The organism is uncultured Agrobacterium sp. (genome assembly GCA_913777615.1).
GTDB lineage: Bacteria > Pseudomonadota > Alphaproteobacteria > Rhizobiales > Rhizobiaceae > Agrobacterium.
Genome location: CAJYTK010000011.1, coordinates 265,344 through 286,525, shown reverse-complemented (window position 1 = coordinate 286,525; position 21,182 = coordinate 265,344). Strand labels below are relative to the sequence as shown.

The 21,182-nt window shown below is 51.7% G+C and carries 15 protein-coding genes; 5 read left to right on the top strand and 10 right to left on the bottom strand.

Translation table 11 applies throughout. The features are described 5' to 3' along the window. The first annotated feature begins 6 nt into the window (after positions 1 to 6). Entirely contained in the window at positions 7 to 1,212 is a 1,206-nt protein-coding gene (locus QZ862_RS10400) for a right-handed parallel beta-helix repeat-containing protein (RefSeq protein WP_296099626.1), read from the top strand. A 121-nt stretch (positions 1,213 to 1,333) separates the two neighbouring features. On the opposite strand, the gene QZ862_RS10395 is transcribed toward QZ862_RS10400, so the two are convergent. Next, entirely contained in the window at positions 1,334 to 1,705 is a 372-nt protein-coding gene (locus QZ862_RS10395) for a hypothetical protein (RefSeq protein ID WP_296099624.1), read from the bottom strand. Positions 1,706 to 2,147: 442 nt separating this feature from the next. Here QZ862_RS10395 and QZ862_RS10390 point away from each other — a divergent pair, with 442 nt between their 5' ends. The 4 genes from QZ862_RS10390 to QZ862_RS10375 all read left to right on the top strand — a co-directional run bounded on the left by QZ862_RS10390 (position 2,148) and on the right by QZ862_RS10375 (position 8,595). Next, the gene (locus QZ862_RS10390) at positions 2,148 to 3,308 is read left to right on the top strand and encodes a polysaccharide biosynthesis/export family protein (RefSeq protein WP_296085196.1); all 1,161 of its coding nucleotides are present in this window, start codon (positions 2,148 to 2,150) and stop codon (positions 3,306 to 3,308) included. 148 nt (positions 3,309 to 3,456) lie between these two features. Continuing rightward, positions 3,457 to 5,664, top strand: a complete 2,208-nt coding sequence (locus QZ862_RS10385; RefSeq protein ID WP_296099622.1) for a polysaccharide biosynthesis tyrosine autokinase — start codon at positions 3,457 to 3,459, stop codon at positions 5,662 to 5,664. A gap of 1,079 nt (positions 5,665 to 6,743) precedes the next feature. Next, positions 6,744 to 7,382 carry a sugar transferase gene (locus QZ862_RS10380; RefSeq protein WP_296085235.1) on the top strand — a complete coding sequence of 213 codons (639 nt, stop codon included), beginning with the start codon at positions 6,744 to 6,746 and terminating at the stop codon, positions 7,380 to 7,382. Positions 7,383 to 7,815: 433 nt separating this feature from the next. Beyond that, positions 7,816 to 8,595, top strand: a complete 780-nt coding sequence (locus QZ862_RS10375) for a metallophosphoesterase family protein (RefSeq protein ID WP_296099620.1) — start codon at positions 7,816 to 7,818, stop codon at positions 8,593 to 8,595. Between the two features lie 596 nt (positions 8,596 to 9,191). On the opposite strand, the gene QZ862_RS10370 is transcribed toward QZ862_RS10375, so the two are convergent. The 9 genes from QZ862_RS10370 to QZ862_RS10330 all read right to left on the bottom strand — a co-directional run bounded on the left by QZ862_RS10370 (position 9,192) and on the right by QZ862_RS10330 (position 20,714). Next, positions 9,192 to 11,057 carry an acyltransferase family protein gene (locus tag QZ862_RS10370; protein WP_296099617.1) on the bottom strand — a complete coding sequence of 622 codons (1,866 nt, stop codon included), beginning with the start codon at positions 11,055 to 11,057 and terminating at the stop codon, positions 9,192 to 9,194. Positions 11,058 to 11,285: 228 nt separating this feature from the next. Then, a complete protein-coding gene (locus QZ862_RS10365) occupies positions 11,286 to 13,265 on the bottom strand; it encodes an acyltransferase family protein (RefSeq protein ID WP_296099615.1) in 1,980 nt (659 codons plus the stop codon). Between the two features lie 77 nt (positions 13,266 to 13,342). Next, on the bottom strand, positions 13,343 to 14,569 hold the full coding sequence (locus QZ862_RS10360; RefSeq protein ID WP_296099611.1) for an O-antigen ligase family protein: 1,227 nt from the start codon (positions 14,567 to 14,569) through the stop codon (positions 13,343 to 13,345). Positions 14,570 to 14,695: 126 nt separating this feature from the next. Beyond that, positions 14,696 to 15,706: a glycosyltransferase gene (locus tag QZ862_RS10355; protein WP_296099608.1), complete on the bottom strand. Its 1,011-nt coding sequence runs from the start codon at positions 15,704 to 15,706 to the stop codon at positions 14,696 to 14,698. After that, positions 15,703 to 16,569, bottom strand: coding sequence for a glycosyltransferase (locus QZ862_RS10350; RefSeq protein WP_296099605.1), 867 nt, complete (start codon positions 16,567 to 16,569; stop codon positions 15,703 to 15,705). The genes QZ862_RS10355 and QZ862_RS10350 overlap by 4 nt, the downstream gene beginning before the upstream one ends. A 2-nt stretch (positions 16,570 to 16,571) precedes the next feature. Continuing rightward, positions 16,572 to 17,471 carry a polysaccharide pyruvyl transferase family protein gene (locus QZ862_RS10345; RefSeq protein ID WP_296099602.1) on the bottom strand — a complete coding sequence of 300 codons (900 nt, stop codon included), beginning with the start codon at positions 17,469 to 17,471 and terminating at the stop codon, positions 16,572 to 16,574. 57 nt (positions 17,472 to 17,528) lie between these two features. Then, entirely contained in the window at positions 17,529 to 19,022 is a 1,494-nt protein-coding gene (locus QZ862_RS10340; RefSeq protein WP_296099600.1) for an oligosaccharide flippase family protein, read from the bottom strand. Positions 19,023 to 19,086: 64 nt separating this feature from the next. Further along, positions 19,087 to 19,560 (bottom strand): acyltransferase, encoded by a 474-nt coding sequence (locus QZ862_RS10335; protein ID WP_296099598.1) that lies wholly within the window; start codon positions 19,558 to 19,560, stop codon positions 19,087 to 19,089. After that, positions 19,557 to 20,714: a glycosyltransferase gene (locus QZ862_RS10330; protein ID WP_296099596.1), complete on the bottom strand. Its 1,158-nt coding sequence runs from the start codon at positions 20,712 to 20,714 to the stop codon at positions 19,557 to 19,559. The genes QZ862_RS10335 and QZ862_RS10330 overlap by 4 nt, the downstream gene beginning before the upstream one ends. Positions 20,715 to 21,182 lie beyond the last annotated feature (468 nt).

The window sequence follows — 21,182 nt, the reverse complement described above, 5'->3', positions numbered from 1 at the left end:
GGGGATGTGGTCGCGCATCAGTCCATTAAGGGACCGTTCATTCAAGGGTTGCGCTATCAAGACTTTTCAGATGTCGAAATAATCGATGTGTCTCTGTCGGACGCGCCGGACGCCGAACAGGGGTTTCGATTCCACGGTGCTCGCCATCCGCCGTCTTTGAAGGTTGAAAACCAGCTTTTCAACCTGATCATGCGTGGATGCACAGTGGAACGCGTCGGCGGAGATGGGATTTATGCAACCGGGGTCAACGGTGCATTGATCGAGAATTGCAAGGTTGTGGTGAGCAGTGGAAAAGTTGCCGATGGTTGTCAATTCGCCTATCAGAATGATGATCGTTTCATCAGTCGCGATGTCTGGCTGAGAGGAAATATTTTCACTTACGCGACGGACACTGAATCAGCCAAGGGCGCTCTGGTGTGCGCCGAGACCGAAAATTACAAAGCTGAATACTGCCTGTTGGAAGGGCATAACTTCGCCTACTCATCGATCGGCAATAATGCCATGACCCGTAGCTGCCTCATGCGGACCGGCGAGATGAACAACTATTCTTTCGGCTATGGCGTCGGCAGTTTTTCTAATCTTCATGACCATCATCTATATGATTGCTTCATTGAAAATGCCCGCCGAGCTGTTGCGATCACCGGCTTCAAGGATAAGGATATGGTGCTTGACGGCATCACGGGCGCGCAGCGCGGAGGTATGGTCATCCATGACAATATTCTTTCTGGCTGCGATATCGGCTTTTTCGCTGATCGGCCCTGGTCGGGGTCCGTTTATCGAAACATTTTCATGAAGTGCAAAGAGCCTGTCGTCATCCGTGCGTTCGGCACCCAGGTGGTGACTTCCAATGCAAGGCGTGGTCAGGTGATGGGGCCGATCTACACCAATGACGGTTCGTTTCTCTGCACGGAGGTTCCTGAGATCAAGCGGTCCGAGAACGGCGTTCTGAGCGTCACCGGGGGGCGCTGGAGCTCGCAGCCGGAGCAAGTGAGCTACATCTGGCGTGAAAGCGGTATCGATCTCATGGTTCCGCAAACGCCGACCTTCAAGCCGGACAAGGCAGGAGAATATTCCTGCGTCGTTCTCGCCCGCGCGGGGTCGAACTGGATGCTTGCGGTTGCTGAGGCACCCTGGCCGAAAGATGGCTTCATTCCGAGATCCTGGAAAGACGGTAATCTGACATGGGGCAATCGCTATCAAATCATTCATTGATCTTTAGCGGTTCCGGCCAGACGCGGATCGCGATTTTTCAGCGTCGCTCACGCGCCTCGGTTGCCTGTCTCACCACATAAATCGCTGTGAGGTGTTGCTCGACATGCGTTAAGCAGCCCGATCAGGATGCATCTTGCTTGGTCCGGCTCTTGTCATGGACGTATCCGAGAGAAACCAGCATATCGTCTATTTCCACCTCGCTTATGGTGGTGTGATTGTTTCCGCCCGCTCTGCGCCAGAGCCGCTCCCTGATCAACGCCTTTTCCGTGGCAGAGAGTTCTTCGTTCAGGTCTGCGGTCAGATGCTGCAGCTTTTTCTGCCGCCAAAGAAGAACAACGATGAGCATCAGCTGCACTGTGACGATCGCGCTCGCTGCGAGAAGCAGCTCATCTTTGCTCAACTGAAGCATTTGCGCGATGCCGTCACCCCAAGTGTCTGCGACGCTTTGGGTAAATTTTGTCCACGCAACATGCAGGAATTCTAAAGTATCCACAGGGCACCTTGCTGGCTTAACCGGGCGATATTCACTTCACTCGGTGTACTCTTTAATAGAGATAAATGTCATTAATAGTTAACGTCAAATCAACAATTGACATATTAAATTATTTTGCAAAAAGAAGTTCATTACCTTTATAAAGCAAGGAATTATCGTCTTCGTAGCATTGCGCGGGCAGGTAGCCTGGGGTGAATTCTCCGGTTCAACTTGGAGATGGCGAAAATTGACGCATGCTATCATGGTTAATGCCCGAAAGTTAATCTATACGCGCCACACTGTTGCCAGACTACAACAAGCTTTCATCTGCCGAGAGATATAAGCATTGGATAGAAAATAGTTGGGTGGATTTTTTTACCGATTTGAGCGATTGGTGCAGAAGTAGACGGGGACGGATGTAGTGAGAGCCGAAAAAAGACAGATAATAGCTTTGGCGTTATCGATGATCGCCTTGAGCGGTTGCACGAGTACTCCTCAGTCGGGCCCCGGGTACAGAGCGGTTGAATCCAGTGCTGCAGTCACCGTTTCTGCTGCCAATAAAACCGTCGGTATCGATTACGCGCTGGTCGATATCAACAAGGCAGTCCTTGCCTACGCCAGCGAAACGCGGGCGCTCGCGAGTTTTGGCAGCTTTGGCGCGGCAAGCAATGTCATTCCCAATATTTCGCTGGGTGTGGGCGATGTTGTGCAAGTGTCCATTTTTGAATCGCAGCCGGGTGGATTGTTTATTCCTGCAGATGCGGGAAGCCGACCGGGCAACTTCGTAACACTACCGTCGCAGACCATTGGTCGGAACGGGTACATCAGTGTTCCCTACGCCGGCCTTGTGCGGGCCGCAGGACGTCAAACGATCGATCTGCAGCGGGATATCGAAAAAACGTTGGCCAATCGTGCGATCGAGCCACAGGTTCTCATCAACAAGGTCTCTTCCAGATCGGCCCGTGTGGCTGTGTTGGGAGACGTGAAGGCGCCGGCAAAGGTCGAGTTGAGCGAAGGCGGGGATCGCATCCTCGACGTCATTTCCCAAGCTGGCGGTCTGAATGCGCCAGGTTCGGAAACCTACGTCACGCTGCAGCGCAAGGGACGCTCTGCCACGGTGCTTTATGAGCGCCTCGTCAATACCCCAAGCGAGAACGTATTCGTCGCGCCCGACGATACGATCATCGTCGATCGGGAGCGTCGGACCTATTTGGCCTTCGGCGCATCCGGCCTGAACGGTCGCTTCGATTTCGAAGAAACCGACCTGACGCTCGGCGAGGCGCTTGGCAAGGCGGGCGGACTACTCGACTCCCGTGCAAACCCGGCACAGGTGCTGCTGTATCGCGTCGTGCCGAAACAGTTCCTGCAACGCTTGAGCGTCAACGTCGACAAATTCCCGTCCGACATGGTGCCGGTTGTGTTCCGTGCGAACCTGCGTGACCCTTCCGCATTCTTCGCGGTTCAGAAATTCCCGATGCAGGACAAGGATGTGATCTACGTCTCGAACTCGGATTCTGTCGAGATCATCAAGTTCCTCAACTTGCTTAACTCCGTAACGTCAACCGTGTCAGGTGTGGCGGGTGATGCTGCATCCACGAAGACAAGTGTTCAGCGTCTGAACTAATTTCAGTTCAGACTGCCTTGAGACAAAACGACTTTTGCAGGCTGCCGCGTTGCGGCCTCCTGCTCCACGCACCACAAGAGGTCAGCAGTTGCTCCACAATCGTAATTTATCGAACGATTTTCGTGAGGAAAGTGGCGAGAAAAGCGCGTTGAGCGACGTTCTCGACATTGACGCGCTGATCAGTGCTGCACGTCGCCAATGGCACGTGGTCGTGCTTTGCGGCGCGATCGCAAGCGTCCTCGGGCTGATCTTCGTCTTCACCGCGACCCCGTATTACACATCGACAGTCAATGTCCTGATCGATCGAAACAACAGTCAGGTCGTGGAGCAGATGTCGACCATCGGCACTGTTCCGGATGACGAGACCTCCATTCTGAGCCAGGTCGAGCTGCTGCAATCCGACACGATCGCCCTTGCCGTGGTCGACAAGTTGAACCTGACGAACGACCCAGACTTTAATCGCTCCGGTTTTTCACTGGTTGCGACCATTCGCCAGACGCTGCGTGCGATCGGCTCGTTGTTTTCCAGTGATGGCGCTTCTGACGCTCAAAGCACGGATGCCGCACGGCTTGCAGCTGCCGCCCAGCTTAAGGCCAACCTGAATGTCTCGCGCGTGGGCAAAACCTATGTGTTGGAGATCGATTATCAATCGCCCTCTGCTGAACTTGCGGCCAAGATTGCAAACGCTATCGGTGACGCCTACCTCGTCGACAAGTTGAGCTCGAAATATGACGCGACCCGCCGGGCGAGCGATTGGCTTCAGGACCGCATTGCGGAACTGCGGCAAGACTCTCTGAACGCGGATCTTGCAGTTCAAAAGTTTAGAGCTGCCCATGGTCTCGTTTCGGTCGGCGATCAGCTTGTTACCGATCAGCAATTGGGAGAATTAAATACCGCTCTTCTGACGGCGGAATCCGATACCGCTAAGGCCCGCGCCCGGCTTGATCGCATACAAGAGATCATTGCTAGCGGCCAAACAGATGCGATCGTGACCGACGTTCTGGGCAATTCCATTTCCACCGATCTGCGCAAGAAATATCTCGATGCCTCCAAGGTTGAGGCTGACATTTCAAGTCGTCTTGGGCCCGATCACGTCCAGGCTGTCCGGCTACGGCGCGAGATGAACGAATATAAGCGCCTTATGTTCGAAGAGTTGAACCGGATCGCGCAGAGCTATCGAAGCGATCTCGATGTTGCCACGGCACGCGAGAAGTCGCTGCGTGACAGCCTCGCACAGGCGACCGCGGTTAGCGCATCCGCTAGTGAAAACCAGGTCCAATTGCGAGAGCTTCAGCGCACTTCGGAAAGCTACAAAAATCAGTATCAGCTATTCCTTCAGCGCTATCAGGAAGCCATTCAGCAGCAGACATTTCCTGTGACCGAAGCTCGCGTTATCACGCAAGCAACAGTCAGCATCGCTCCAAGCTATCCGAGAAAGCCGCTGTTTCTGGCGCTCTTTGGCTTAGCGGGCGTGATGGTAGGTTGCGGACTCGGCGCGTTCAGAGAATTCCGGGACAGGTTCTTCCGCACCGGTGACCAGGTTCGCGACGTTCTCGGCGTTGAATTCATCGGAATTGCACCCGCGATCGATCCAACCAAATCGACTATGCGCGGAGGGCCTGCTGCTGTGGGTGGTGCGGTCGTTAATTACGTCGTCAACAATCCATTGTCGGCTTTCGCGGAAACAATGCGAAGTGGCAAGATTGCCGCCGACATGGCCTTTGTCGGCAAGCAATGCAAAATAATCGGGGTAACGTCTGCCATCCCCGGCGAAGGCAAATCGACAATCTCCATCAACTTCGCCAAATTGTTGGCGAGCCAGGGCGCGCGCGCCATTCTGATCGATGCGGACCTTCGCAATCCCGGCGCTACCCGGGCGATGAATGTCACTGCTCAGGGTGGCCTGCTCGAGGTTCTGCTCAACGGCGAAGACCCGCGCAGTGTCATGCAGCATGACCCGGCCACCCAGCTTTCCTTCCTGCCGGCGATCATTCGCCACCGCGTACCGCATTCCTCCGAACTCTTGTCTTCCAATGCTATGGCCAATCTTCTGAATGTGCTCGGTGCCGAGGCAGACTACATAGTCATCGACTTGCCACCAGTAGGGCCGGTTGTCGATGCGCGCGCAATCGCCAGCCGCATAGACGGCTTCCTGTTTGTGGTCGAATGGGGGAAAACTGCGCGGCAAGTGGTTCGCCAAGTCATGACCAAAGAGGCACGCCTTTACGACAAGTGCTTGGGCGTTGTGTTGAACAAGGTCGACCAGGAAAAGATGAAACTGTACCGCATGTATGGCTCCAGCGAATATTACTCTGCCACTTACGCGCGCTACTATAAAGAAGGAAACGAGGCGTAGCCTTTGGTTGGCTTTAGCGTCCGTCGGAGGCTCAAGCGGAAGATTCAGGCGAGTTCTTCGGCATGACTTGGCGTGTCGGATCTAGTTCCTAAAAGCATTTCGGCCGAAGCGCCATTGCTTCGGCGCCTGCAACACGACGATATAGAGCCTCGGAAGTGATCCTGCGATCGCAGGAAATACGCTGCCTAGTGGAACTGATCGTGGCGAGGACGGCGAGCTTACGTCGATCTTCATGACGGATTTGCTTTGTGTTTTACATCGGTCTTTTCTCGACGGAGGAAGATCGAGATGGCATACGGGCTCCATCATACGCTGTCAATTTGGGTGAAGTAAGGAAGGTACGTTCCTTCTGTTGCACCTTTCCTACATCATCGATGCAAATTCCTTGATGCCTCTATGGCGCGATCTGCGCGCTTTATCGCCTCGTCGACTGGCGTCTTTCGCTCAAGACTGCGCAGCGATCTTGCAAGAATGACACCCGCTGAGAAACAACTAGAACGTGAGCAACGAGTCAGTAAGATCGCTGCAGATTTGAGATGTGTTTGCAATTCTTTGGAATTTTTCCCGAATTCCATCCCGCGCCAAGCGTTTGAGGCAACTACCGCTCAGTTCCAGCCGGTATCTTTATTGAGTTAAACTGTAGGCGATTTCGGATCGGGCTCAAGGTGGCCCGGATGAGGATTGGTGGGAAACCACGTTTCAAGTCTGCGAAGGGAACTCGAATTAAAGTATTCCTATACTGGTAGCCCAAAATTAGTCACGGTCAATTAAGTAGAAAAAATGTACATTATATTTAAGTAAATAATAATATGACAAAAAGAGTACCGTAAAGATCAAAAATTTCGCTTAAAACCATACATAAGTGTGCGTTTCTGCCTAATTTAGTCGCCTGGACTGGTGATATCCGGAACCTATGCGTGAGTTAACTATTTGTTAATTACGATAGTGACGTAAATGCGTTTTACCGCTATTGTACATTAACATTATTTAATCTGGGCTTGTGGGTTATGAATTCAATCACCGGACATGCAAACGAGAAATTCGTTGTAGGTACATTGAATAGCGCTGCAGCGCAGTCGATGGACTTAACTGACGCCTCCGCTTTACCCTCCGCTGCGCAGTCTATATCCAAGCGGACATTTGATTTTGCTTTCTCGCTCTTTGTTCTAATTCTGCTCTTTCCTGTTTTCCTCATGATTGCGATTGCAATCAAATTGGATAGTCGCGGGCCGATATTCTTTAAGCAAACCCGATGGGGCTTTGGGCAGAAGCCGATCCAGGTCTTGAAGTTCAGGTCGATGGCAACGGATAAATGCGACGTCACGGGTGTTGCCCAGACCGTGGTAGGGGATGCTCGCATAACGCGTATCGGCGCATTCTTGCGCAAGAGCAGCTTGGATGAGCTGCCTCAGTTCATCAATGTGCTGCGCGGCGACATGTCGGTGGTTGGGCCACGGTGCCACGCTATAGGCATGCTGGCCGCTGGTCGCCCCTATGAAGACCTCGTGCCGAACTATCATGATCGTCACAATGTCCGCCCCGGCATTACTGGTCTTGCGCAGATCCGCGGTTGGCGCGGCCCGACGACAGACCCGGTTCATGCGCGCGCTCGTGTTCTATGCGACCTTTATTATATCCAGAACTACAACTTGTGGCTCGATCTCAGAATTATCCTTGCAACAATCAAGAACGAAATGACGGGCGGCACTGGCTTGTAACCCTTGGCCATCTGGCACGACGTTACGTGGTAGGGGCAAACTTGGTAAGCGCTACCGCACCTTTTTTTGTCCCAGGCGCTCGCACAGAGTGGCACTTCTCTGCTTTGGATAACCCGCAAGGTTGCCTGGTGAGTGTCACAGCACACTGTATGTCCACGTGCGAGTAAGTCGGGATCGGAATGGAACGCGGCGTCTCAATGATCTTGATTGGGTTGCGCCGATGCCGCGTTTGCTTCAGGAGGCACTTTCCCCAGCACCCTCAATGTCTAGCCATATTTCAGGCGAATTGATCTGGTTTACGGGCACTCCTTGACTTCGCGTCCTCCTCGCAAGGAAATCGCCAAGCTTTGGCCCGTATGATTGAGATAACCATCATTCAGAAACGGTCCTTCAATCTGATAGAGGCTAGTGTGTCCAAATGGCCTTTAGTCTCTTGAGAAAAGTTTTTGTCAAAAATCCGATCCATGCCGTACGGCAACGACGGCGTCGGATAAATCTTGCCGATCATCCTTCGCTCTATCCAATTTATGCGATCGGAGACGTCCACGGTTGCCTCGACCAGCTGATTAAGGCTGAAGCACGCATACTGCAGGATCTAGGAAGCAGCGGAAATAAGGGACTGGTTATTCTGCTCGGCGACTATGTCGATCGCGGCTCCAATTCTGCGGGGGTGCTGGCGCATCTTCGGCAACCTTGTGACCCCAGAGTGAAGCGCATCGCTCTTTGTGGAAACCACGATGACACGCTCTCATCGCTTCTGGACCATCCGGACAAACTGGACGCTTGGATCGCCGCAGGCGGGCGCGCAACGCTGATGTCCTATGGTCTGGATATTGACTACCTAACATCGAGATCCAGATCCAGCCTACCGAATGCACGGCTTGCGCATCTGATCTCGGAAGCGATCCCTGTAGACGACTTTTTCTTCCTGAAAGGTCTCCCCGTAAGCGTCCAGATCGGTCGTCACCTCTTTGTCCATGCCGGTATCCGACCAGGCGTGGAGATGGATTCGCAGAGCGACGAGGACATGATGTGGATCCGCGAGCCCTTCATCAGCAGCGGGCCGGGATTGGACCTTGTGGTGGTGCATGGCCACACGGCAAGCCGCCAGCCATCGATGGGCCCAAATCGGATCGGGATCGACACGAAGGCCTATGCAACGGGGGTATTGACTGTCCTCAAGATCGATGGAAGCTCCACGACGATATTGTAGGATGAGGATCTCATACCTTACGATAGCGAGCGTATATCCGCTCGATGATGACATGCGATGATGTGTATCGCCGCTGCGTCCGCCGGCAGTTCAGGCAATTAGCAATATCGACCATAGAGCTGCTAACATATGTTCACCTTGAACTGAGTTAAGTTAGACCGCAACCCGCCGGCGCGCTTGGTCAACCGCTCACAGAGAAACGTATGTTTTCCACGCCTTGGTGGAGATCGATTCCGCGATCAAACTCGATGCCAGCCACGAATCTGCCCGCCCTAACTCGAAATATAAGTGGGAACGCAGAAACTCATAGATCGAATTTAGGAATGTCAGCGCCGGCCATTTTAGTGCGATTAAGAGGCCTCATTGAGGAGCAGGCGATGCCTCGTATCTATGTGATGATGTTAGGGGTGCTCATAGGTTGGACACTTCTGGTCGGTTTAGGCTGGGTCTTATGGCAACTGGTTGGTCGCATCTGGTAGAGGTGCTACCAGATGCTTAAGGTCATCAGTTCCAGAGAGCGTGCAGTTACCGAACTCGGGAGTTGAAATTCTGTTCGGCGCGTTCCGTTTCCAGCAGCGACAAACCTTCAGCGGACTTCAAAGCCGCCCAGCTATTATCCCCGCCACAAGCTTTGATCCCACATCCGTGAAGTGCCCATAATCCGACTGAACCGGCACCCCATTGACGGCGTCTATGCAGTTGTTGTTTGGGCATACTGTTTTGTAGAGTGAAATGTACTCAACCTTGTTCTTGTCCGCGAATGCTCGCATTGTTTCGTCAAGCTCGTTTCGCTGCTCAATTCTGTAGTCGGAGAGCTTTCCGGCCCTCCCCCATGCAATACGGGCAAGGATCAATGGTGCGCTTTGCGAATATTCCACAGTCGGGCCGAGAACGACGATTTTGCTGATTCCGCGTCCTCGCAGTTCCTCAATAGTCTTCTGCAGGCCTGGGAGATCGTCCTGTTGCCACCGCGCGCTAAAGACGACCGTATCAACCGTTTGCGGAGTAATGAAATCGCCCAGAACGCTCGTCATGAGGTTGACGCAGCGGCGCTCACCTTCAGTTTCGATTGTCGGCTTGCATCCTGATGCGGTGGCCTGCATGAGATCGATGTCGTCACGTGCGCTCTGGAGCGCGCCCCAAAGATGAGCCGCCTGGCTATCGCCTATCAGCAGATATCTTGGCTTTCCGTCCGGCTTAGCGGCGAGGCAAATGTCTCGCTTGAAAGCATTGGAGCCACCCGAAGTTCCGGATGTGATAAAGCACTGATCCTTACGATACTGCCGCTCGGCTTCAGGGGTCTTGTCGTATTCATTAAAAGCTGCAAGTCGCATGACTTCGGGAGGATAGTCATTGATCTTGTTTGAGAACTTTTGAAGTAGGACTCCCACCCCGATAAGGACCGCCAACGACACCGCTGCGCTGCCAAGAACCCGAAAATTTCCGATCCGTGCGGGCGTCCTGCGCAACGGCGTTTCGACAATGTGGTAGCTTGCAAAGGCCAGCAGAAGTGCAACAAGAGCGATGAGCAGGCCCGGCAGAAACGTAATTTCCGGCGCGTAGAGCAGTCGATAAAATACGATCAGCGGCCAATGCCAGAGATAGAGGGAATAGGAAATCTTGCCGATAAATACGGGTGTCGGGCGAGATAGCCACCGACCAGCAATCCCGTTTCGCCCAGCTATGATAATGCAGCAGGCTCCAACAGTTGGCAGGATCGCGGCTGGTCCCGGGAATGGCACGCTCTCTGTCAACATGAACAGCGACGCTAACAAAAACATAACGCCGACAACTGAGACAGCGTCTGCCGCTTTGCCGGTGAACTTCTGATGCAACCCGTAGAGGGCGATGATCGATCCAAGGCCCATTTCCCAGTAACGTGTGGGAAGCAGATAGAATGTGGCTTTCTGAGAGATAAATATCAAAGCGACGCTGAGTATGAACGATATCAATACTGACGCCACAAATATGATTTTGACGTGTGGGCGAAAAAATCGATAGCAGATGTAGAACAGTATCGGGACTACAATATAGAACTGCTCCTCAACAGCCAGAGACCATGTATGGAGGAGCGGGTTGAATTTTGCTTCCGGGTTGAAGTAGTTTATCTCCTTGAAAAAAAATATGTTTGAGGAAAAAAGAGCTGTCCATAGGACAGATTTTCCGTAATCCTTAATTTCTTCCGGTAGAAAGACGAGTGATGCCGCTGTAGTGACCGCCAATAACACGACCATAAGCGGCGGGAGGATGCGTAGAGCGCGTCTTCTATAGAAATTCACGATACTGAAGTTATTGTCCTGCATTCCCCTGTTGATAATGTCGGTGATCAAATACCCCGAGATCACGAAGAAAATATCGACCCCTGTGAATCCCCCGGTAATATAAGGGGAGCCAAGATGGAATACCAATACAGATAAAACGGCTACCGATCTCAGGCCATCAATTTCCGGCTTATAAATCATATCAATACCTCTATTATGGAGAGCCTAAATTATACAGGATAGATTACCGGTATATTTTACTATGCGAATACGAATTTGAACCACAGCTCCCTGCATTGTAATGGTAAGTCAGAGCTGTACGGGTAAGACGAGCGTTTCATCGCTAGTAGTACGTAGAGTTCTCCGTCGCAACTTGAAGTCACATTTTCCCTAATTCAGTTAGCCAAAAATCGCTTGTAAGACACACTACTAATTGGTCAAGTATCTTGATAAATATTTTGCGCCTGATTTGGAGAGATGCTGTGAGTCGCCGTAGTAGACAAGGTTGTCCTTTTTGAAGACGCAGCCGAGTTGATTGCACATCCCTGCGAACGGATCGAGTATCTGAACTTCGGGATGCTTTTCGAAAACGTTGTTAACGATATTGCGCGCCGTATCTTGTTTTACTCGTGACATGGAAATCCGGTTTGGGTCTTCAAGACTTGTTATCGGTGCGGTTGCAATAGACGTCAGCCAGCCACGAAGTGGAATAAGTTGCGCCAGCATTCCTGTGTATGGGTCGACGTCAAAACGAGGCACATCCTGGACTAAGATTATCTTTCTTCCAGGCTTCTGCAGAGATGTTATCGTCTGATTGAGGCCTTGTTCCAGATTTCTCCGGCTATCTTCTGCGGATACGAAGCTCCCGTCGGAACCTGACGGCACGTAACGGAAGCCTAGATACTCCTCATCAAATGAGGCCGCCCAATATCCAGCGAGGATGACCACGTTAACTTCAGGATGCGCGTCCAAGATTTCGAAAACGGCGCTCATATACATTGAGCATTCCTTATCGTGCCCCTTCCGGTTTGACATATAGCGCGTGTAACCGTTTAGAGGCGGGCAGGACGACTTCGTGAACTGGTAGAAATCGGATGATCGAGATGCTGCGAAGTCTTTTATACCGTCTGCCAAAGCATTCGCGTGGCTATCGCCGATCAAAGCCACGGCGGCGTTGCTGGCTGCGGTCATGCATGGTGGTGTAACTCTCGGCGTTGAAACGCCGTAGGATGCAAGACATGGGTTGCCGAAAGATCCCCTTATTTCTGCTTCTATATCACGCACAGGGGGGTAGGTATAAGCGGACAGCCCAGAGGTTGCGACGAGTATACACAACGGCGATATTGTCAGGCAGACTGCAGCTGCATATTTAAGTATGGTTGTTGTATCGTTTGACGAAGGCTTGCGGAAGGGCTTTTCGACGAAGTGATAGCTTGCGATTCCGAGCATCAAGGTTGCAAATATCAACGCAATACGAGGTACATATCCGATTTTTATTTCGAGCAGATGGATCATGCTGGCGGGAAGCCAATGCCATAGATACCAGGAGTAGGAAATGATGCCGATTCCTACCAATAAGCGAGAAGCAAGCACGTGTCGGTTTGTGAACGATCTTCCCGACATGATGAGAAGGACCGTGCCAGCCACAGCACACAGGTTGCGTACGACGATAGGCACATTAGCGTCTAGAAAGAGGGCCGAGCCGATCAGTGCGACCGAGAGGAGCCCTATCACCTCAGTCTGAACTGCCGATAAGCGTTCACTCCATCTGCCTGCAGCTGAGACAGCAAGAAGGGCACCGGCTCCCAATTCCCAAGCACGAAATGGAATAAGGTAAAAGGCAGCGTCAGGCCGATATGCGTTCATTCCGGCTGCCATAACGAAGGAAAGTACGACGATTAACGCGAGAACAGGAAGGACAAATGACTTTCGTCTTGAGATAATAAATACAAGCAGTGGCGGAAACAAAAGGTAGAATTGTTCTTCTACGCCGAGCGACCAAGTCATCAGCAAAAGCTGCTTATCTGCTGTCGGTGAAAAATAGTCTACAAATTGGTAGAATGCGAAATTCGATAGTCCTGCGAGAGCTGCGATGGCTGTGACTGCATATCGTTTAAGTTCGAACGGAGGTAATATGAAGCAAGCCAGCAGCGTTGTCACCGCTACAACAACGATCAGTGCTGGTAAAATGCGTCGAAATCTGCGGGCGTAAAACTTTTTATAGGTGAAATTGCCGGCTGAGATCTCGTTATATATTATCGATGTAATCAGGAATCCACTGATAACAAAGAATACATCAACTCCTAAATAACCGTTCTGGAAATAAGGTATATTATAATGAAAAAGCACGACAGCAGATACGGCTACTGCCCGTAAACCATCGATATCGGGGCGATAATTTATCTTCATCTTTTCCTGTGCATATTTTGGTTCTGTCTTTTTGTACTTAAATTCACGAAAGTCACGCTTTTAAGCGCCAGCTTTGCCTATGTCTGCCTGTGCTGGGCGGCATAAGTGCTGAATGGAAGCATTGCGATCATGATGGCCCAACCATCCACAGGCGCCATGAAACGTCCTGCTTCGGTGAACGAACCCATCATGACCAGCGTAATGACGATGATTTCAACTGCTTGCGCACGCTGCAGTTCGAGGTCTTGAACAACTTTGATGAATTTCGTGGCCAGGCGGATGAGCAGGAAGCCCACAAAGCAGGACGTTCCGATGACGCCAATATTGAGAGCCTGCTCCAGATAGCTGTTATGGACCGATCGAACCGTGAATGTCGCTTTGACGTAGGTGTCGATAACGACTGGATCTCGAAACATCGCAAAGCCGTAACCGAGGATAGGTCTCTGTCCGATCAATGGTAGGAGTTGCTCCCATATTCCGGATCGACCCGAGAGCGTGACATCTTTGTCGAAAGCGGCGGCGATGGCCTCAGCGACAAACATATAGGTGGTTGACAATGCTGCGAGAACAAACATCACCATCACGAAGATCCCAAGCCTCGCGAGTGGAACCCTAATATTCTGAATGTGGCGCAGGAAGAAAACGCCACCACAGCCAATAACGACAAGAACGACGGCGGTCGAAGACCTAGCAAGCAATATAAGGACGATACTACACAGGACTGCCAAGATGCCGATGATGCTTCTATAGCGAAGATCAAGTCCCATCTTCCAGAAGTTCAGTATAAAAATCAGCCCGATCGCTGTCGTTTGGCCCAAACCGTTCTTATGATAGTGCAGACCTTTGACCATGCCGGCATAGGAGCCTCGCATGACCGCATATTGCGGGAAGAGGATGGTGTAGGCGACGTTTGCAAAGGCCAGGACCACGAAGAATGCCGCCAAGGTCTCCATCGTTTTCAAGACGCCGAACTTGAGCCGGTAAAACAGAACGCCCGATGTGATCAGTCCGGCCGCAAATAGGCCGCGAATAGAGCCCGCAGCGTCGATCGAAACCAGTACCGAAAGGAAACAAAATGCAATCGTGATGGAAATCAAAGCGGGCATCCGAAGAAGCGCTATACCCACATTTCGTAGATCCAAAATGATGTAAATACTGATCAAAGGAACCAGGCTGTAGAGTAAAAGCTTCATCGGCAGCGAACCTTCGCCGCTCGCCTCATCAAAGCTTGCTGGATAGCCGTACCAGACGCCTGTCGATCTCCATAAACACAGGACAAAAATCACCGTCAACAACAAGCTCACTCGTCTCTCATGCAGACGAGCATTCGAGCGGCGGAAGAGCGCCTCGCGATTATTATGAAGTGGCGTAGGACCAGCGGGATTCCCGGCGGTCCGGAACGAATATTCCATGACGTGACTTTCCGTTCCCTATTTTACCGCGCCTTCGGCATCCGGCCGATACTCTTCGTAAGCGTGTCCCATTAGCCCTGATACCGTTCCGGCGCCTCTCAACAAATGTGTAAGCGCCCGCATGCCGAGACGCGGTGAGACTGCCAAGGCGGGCAGCATGGCGGTGCCGAGTCCAACACGGGCGGCGCCGTAGGCAAAGCGGTAGGCAGCGCTCTTGCGGTTTCCGTAGAGCTTCTCAGCTACTGCAAACGTATTGCCTAGCCGATACTGGCGTTGAAGGACCCACTTCCATTTCATGCGGCTTGCCGGCACGATGTCATAAACAAGCGCGGCGTCGGCCCAGAATATCCTCACGCCTATACGCACGGCCTGGTTGAAGAACACGAAATCTGTTCCACCTGTGTAGCGCATTCTTTCTTCGAAGCGCAGTCCAAGACGGCGAAACAGGCGGTAATCAAACATGACGTTGTTCGATGCGGCATAGTTGATCTGCTCGCGGTCTTTTCTGCGTTTGCGCTCGAAGACACCGGCACGGATGAAATAATCCGCCGCCTGCTTAGGATAAACAGGTTCGACCGGACCATAGACGCAGTCCGCTGACGTCGCTTCCCGCACGTCCAACATGGCATCGAGCCAGTGATCGACCGGCCACTCATCGTCATCCAGGAAGCAGAAGAGGTCGGTGTCTTCGGGTGCTTCGTCCAGCGCGCGGTTCCTGGCGAATGGAATACCCTGCCGTTTCTCGACGCAGTATTTCAGGCATGGCTGACCGTTCGTATCGTCAGGAGCGTAAGCACCGCTGCTGATGAAGGGCTCAATAGTGCTCCAGCCACTGCCCGCGGCGTCGTTGTCAACAACCAAAACCGTCAGTGCGTATGGACGCGCGGGATTTTGGTGCTGCCGTGTCAACACGTCCAGAAGTTTTGAAATGCCTTCGGGCCGCCGGTACGTGAGAACCGCCACCACGATCTTGACGGGTTGACTAGCTTTGGCCGTATCTGCCGTGGAAAGTTCATTGTCCCGGCTCATCGGATCTTACCTCCAAGACGTTTCATCGCCACCTGAGCAGCGAAATGGAGAAGGGAGAAATGTCCATCTTCAGCGCAACGGCGTGTCTGGGAAATTAGCGCAGCACCGCGGTAATCGCTTTTGGCAAGCCCGCCCGCAGCCAGCTTTTGTCCCATCGCTTTCATGCCTTCATAACGTCGGGCGAGGGAAACGCCGGTCGCAACCATAATTTTTGCGCGCAGCTGCTGCGCCTTGTCGCTGTTGGTGTAACGGTTCGCCCCGTGGATCCGTTGGAAGGTGAGGGGTGTCTCGACCATCAATCCCTTGCCAAGATAGGCAGCAGCGAATTTTAGATAGTTGTCGCTCAAGACCACATCTTTTGCCGTAGGCATGGGCAGGATGTCGGACAATATTCTGCGGCGGAATGTCAGGCCGGATGTGGGAACCGGCAGGCTTGGAAAGCCACCCTGACGAAGGCTCGCGCGTTTATCGATTTCCACGGTAGAAATCTGCGTCGCGAGGATCGCGTTCTCATCCGTGGTGACCTGATCGAACACCCAGTCTGAATCATGGCTTGTATAAAGGCCGGCGATGATCGACAACTTGCGAGGCAGGAAAGCGTCGTCGGCATCGAGCAGGCAAAGGATTTCGCCGCTTGAGGCGGCGAAGCCGGCGTTGAAAGAGGAGGCCTGCCCCCCATTTTCTTTCATTACTGGTACGATCCGTGTGCCGTAGGATGCGATGATCTCTCGAGAATTGTCGCTAGAGCCATCATCGACGACGACGATCTCAAAATCTGGATAGTCCTGAGCCAGCACGCTATCAATGCAGGCTGAAAGGAAGCGTGCATAATTATAGTTGTTGATCAGAACAGAGATTTTCATCTTCACGACCTTTTCTGCGAGACGTTTCCGTAGTCGCGCTTAAGCTCTTCGAGCTTTTCACGCATCTCCTCGGTCACTTTCTGAATATTTTCGTCGCGGCTGAGTTGACCGGGACTATTCGCCAGGTCTCTAAGTTGTCTGACTGTCGAAGGTAAAACAGTTTTCCCCCCCAGCAGAAAAAGACGCTGGCGCTGCTTGCGAAGCCAATAGATGACGCGCCGCGTTTTCCAGAATTTTGTCATTGTCCATTCGAGGATATTTGATGGACCAACGTTGGAAAAGACCACATCGAGATCGAGAACGCTTGCCCAATCCGCCCATTTGGCATGATGATTGGGGTCCAAAGGCCTTACCGCTCTCCATGGGATACGCAAAGCATCGGCTATAATAATTCCATGCATTGCCTCCGAAATCATGAGGCGGGAGGAGAGCATGTTTTCGAGTACTCGATCAACATCCCACCTCGGATCGATGAAATTGATGCCGAGTTTCTGGCAAATAACTTCCCAGCTACCATTCTCGGCGCTTTCGAAATGCGGCATGAAGGAAACATCATGTCGTTTTTCGTAATTGGGAAGATCCGTCAGTCTGATCAAAATCCCCGCATCACCGATTGCAAGCGCCTCGGGAACACCAACTGCTTTTGCAGTTTGCTTACCCCTGACAAATCTAAATTCCCAAGTTTCATCGATCTTTGGAAGACGTGTATATCCAGCGTATCCCGCACCAAAAACGATCTTCTTTGCGAGAGGAGGATGGTTGTCGTAAATAATCGACCCAATTCCCAGAAAGATTGTGTTGTCGTCCTCGTCAAAAAAATTCGGAAGCAATCTGCTCCATAACCAGTGGTTCAGATCATCGCCGAAGTTGGATGACTTGCCCTGGAACACAAACATTTTCATAAACTAATGACTCCGGCAGATAACTTGAATGGAAATCACGAACTGGTCGGGGTACGATCAGACTGGATTGGGATGCTTCATGGTATTTCGCCGACCTTTGCGTAGGATAGACTGAAATATTTCAATAAGCCAACGAACTGATCGTCGATCGACAACGAGCAGCATTATAATATATAGAACTGCACTTTGCACTATGGCCAAAATTAAGCTAATTATGTCATTGAATTCTATTCTGTATACATAGTTCAATGAATAGTAGCATATCAGAGAAGTCATGACTGACGCGCCCAGAGGCTTGCCGATGTAGACGATAATCCTATTCACACTGCAATTTGTATGCTTCTCAATAAGTCTCAGTTGATACGGGATCATCAGATAGGCTCTCAGAAGAAATCCTATCACAACAGGATAGACGCCGAAGGGTGCCGCAATGAGTGCGAATGCTAGCGATAGAAACAGTTGGATCACCGTCATGCGCGCGGCTTTGCTGGCTTCGCCGAAGACCGTAAGAACGGGCAGAATATATAGACTGATGACGAGAGGAATGCAGATCGGTGCCAGCAGTTGTAGGATGGGTATCGCCTCATTCCACTTTGGTCCATAGACCAGAGGAACAACGACATCCGCAACTGCTGCCAGTCCAAAAAAAGCAGGAAAGGCAATGCATGAGGACACCGTGACAAGTTTCACGAACGATTGCTGAAAGCGTGTTGCATCATCTCTGACAGCCACAAAAAAATTCGTTGCTACAGTCGAGAGAGGCGTTAGCGTCGCTGTCATGAGTATGTCGATTGTCTTTTTTGCTATACGGTACATCCCCACAGCGGCGGGTCCCACAAAGGCGCCGATGACGACGTCCTGGACCCGGGATGCGATGAGCGCAATGAATTTTGTGAACGACATCTTCATGCTGAAAGGTAGAATTTCTTTCAGGTCGGTCGACGTGAAATGAAAAGTCGGAACCCAGCGGTAGGCCAACCAGGCCGTGATCAGCGTTATCAACTCCGTGACGAAGCGTTGAAGCACTAATGCCCATACGCCATAGCCTTGAAACGCGGCAGCAACCGCAACGGCTCCGCCGGCCAGACCACTCACGATTGCTCTGATTGCCAAGGCTTTATGACCGAAGCGCTTCAGGCACCGAGCCATGTGGATCGCTGATCCTGCAGATAACGGTATTGTCCATGCTAACGCTATGATGACTTCAGCGAGCCGGTCCGTTGAGACATATTTGCCTGCGGTTGCCGCGACGAGAGTTACGATGAGGGAGCACGCTATCGCGACCACCATATTGCTCCAGAAGGCCGCGCACGCCACAACTTCTTCTTGCTCAGGACTAGCCTTCGTCACGGCGTCGGCAAAACCCGATGTGGCGAATATGCGGGTCAATTCCGCAAATATCATTCCGAGTGCGAATATTCCCACATCTACAGGTCCGAGCAGACGTGCGACTACGATAAAGACCAAAAAGGAAAAAAGCTGATCGACCCCGATACGAACAATAGACCACAGGGTAGCACTGATGGCTTTTTCTTTGACCGCCTTGGTCACATCATCTCTCCGTTCTGGTAGGGAGCGTGGTATTCGTTTGAAGCGTATTGCGTGTCCTGCTCAATTAAGAAGGCGGGACGCCTGACCCCGCCCGCATTCTGCCAAAGCGCGATATGATCTCTATTTCGCTACGGATGATCTTCGCCGGATTACCTGCTACCAAGGACCGGGGCGGAACGCTTTTGGTCACGACCGAACCCGAACCGATGATGCATTCATCGCCGATTTCGATCCCGGGCAGAATGATGCTGCGTGCGCCAATAAAGCAACGCTTGCCGATGCGCGTGTCAAGATAAAGACCGCGGCTTAGATCATGCGTCAGGATCGCTGCATCAAAAGCAATATAGGTTTCAGCACCGATATGAACGCCTTTGGGATTGGTACGATCAAGCTTCGCGCTCAAAGAAAAGTTCGCAGTGGGGTGGATATCCATGCCCCAGATCTTGGTGAAGTACAGCCATTTGACCTTGACGATCGCGATCCGCAGCGGTTTGAAAGCGTTCAGTCCCCATTTCGGCTTTCGGACAGGTGGCGTCATAGTGTGTTCCCCAAATTTTTATAGTCCCCGAGAACCGCGTCGTAATAGTCTTCCAGCAGTGCCGTCTGCCGGTTCAGGTCGAAGTTTTGACTGACGAAGATCGGCGCGCGCCTGCTGAATTCATTCCATAGGGCCTGGTCGCTTAGAAGATTACCTATAGCGTTCGCCATACCGGTGGCATCGCGCTCCGCAAGAAGAAAGCCGGTTTCTCCGTCTTTCACTGCCTCGCCAACTCCGCCCGATCGAAATGCAACAACTGGCGTTCCGACAGCCTGCGCCTCAAGATTGGCGAGCCCGAACGCTTCTGCGTGTCCGTTATCGAGTGTTATGCTGCCATGCAGATAAAGTTCGGCTTCGCTAAGAAGTTCGCGGATACGGTCTTGAGACAGGTTCTCATGAACGGTAACGTTTGGAAGTTTGCGTTTTGCCAGTTCTACTATTCTGTCGCGTTCCGGCCCTTGGCCCACCATCGCAAACTCAAGGTCGATACCTTGCTTTGCCACTCGCTCCAGGGCTTCGATCATCAGCCTGTGCCCTTTATATTCTACAAAGCGGGCAATCGACACAACGAGGCCTTTGCGACGTGGTGCGGCTGTCGGGCTGAAGCGCGATGTGTCGATGCCAATGTAATGCCTGTGAATACGGGCCTCGGGAAACCCCTTCTCTAGAAGCTTGTCTTTGATAAAATCCGAGACGGCAATCGACCAGTTGAATGGCCACGAGGCCATCTGTCGTCTGCCGTGCGAAAAGAAGCGGATCTGATTGAAGCCGCCGGGTTTTTTGGGGTCGCCATCGTATGTGGCGTCAAACCCATGAAAGGTCGTGATCAACGGCTTGTTTGCCTTCCGCGCCAGGGGACCCACGACATAGCCGTTCTTGCCAAAATGAGCATGGATCAAGTCAGCCTTACGTAGGGGCGGAAAAAGCGACGGGATAGGCAGGCGCGGGATCTTGAGAAGCAGTTCACCCGCACGCATCGTATTGGACGACCTAATATCATGCACACGCAGCTCGCTACTCTTCGTGTGAGCGGAGTTTATACGCTTGCCAGCCATTATTTCCGTGTCGAAACGATGAAAACCTTCCGCCTGATTGATAATAAATGCCTGAGATGACGGCAGGAAATTCTCAAGATAAATCAAAAGCTTCTTCATGCAATGACCCACATGATCGGTATTTCGACAGCCAGGCGACGTTTAGACGATTTTTTTTATTATGCCTATATAAAGATCGTTGATTTAACCCCTGATAATTGTTCGATGCGTGAAAATGTAATTGGGTGGTAAATTTACCGCACATAAAAGATGTTTTATATTAAGTGTAGAGGACGAAAAGAATGAACAGGAAAGCCAGTTGGGTCAGAACGGAATAAATTCTGTATTTAAGAAATCGATAATAAAAGAATCCAATATTTGGTACGTCGCTCGTTTTTTAGGGAGATTTCACTCCTGAAGAATTTTTGGCAACATTGATTCAGTGTGTTGCGCTAATAATATTGTTATCTTTTGGATTATGCTGTAAGTCAAAGTCGTGTGATCTTCTCGCGCAGGTCTGCTTGAACATTGTTGACTTCGTTATCTGGCCAGTAAGGCCAAGCATATCGCCATGTCCGCAAGTCGTCG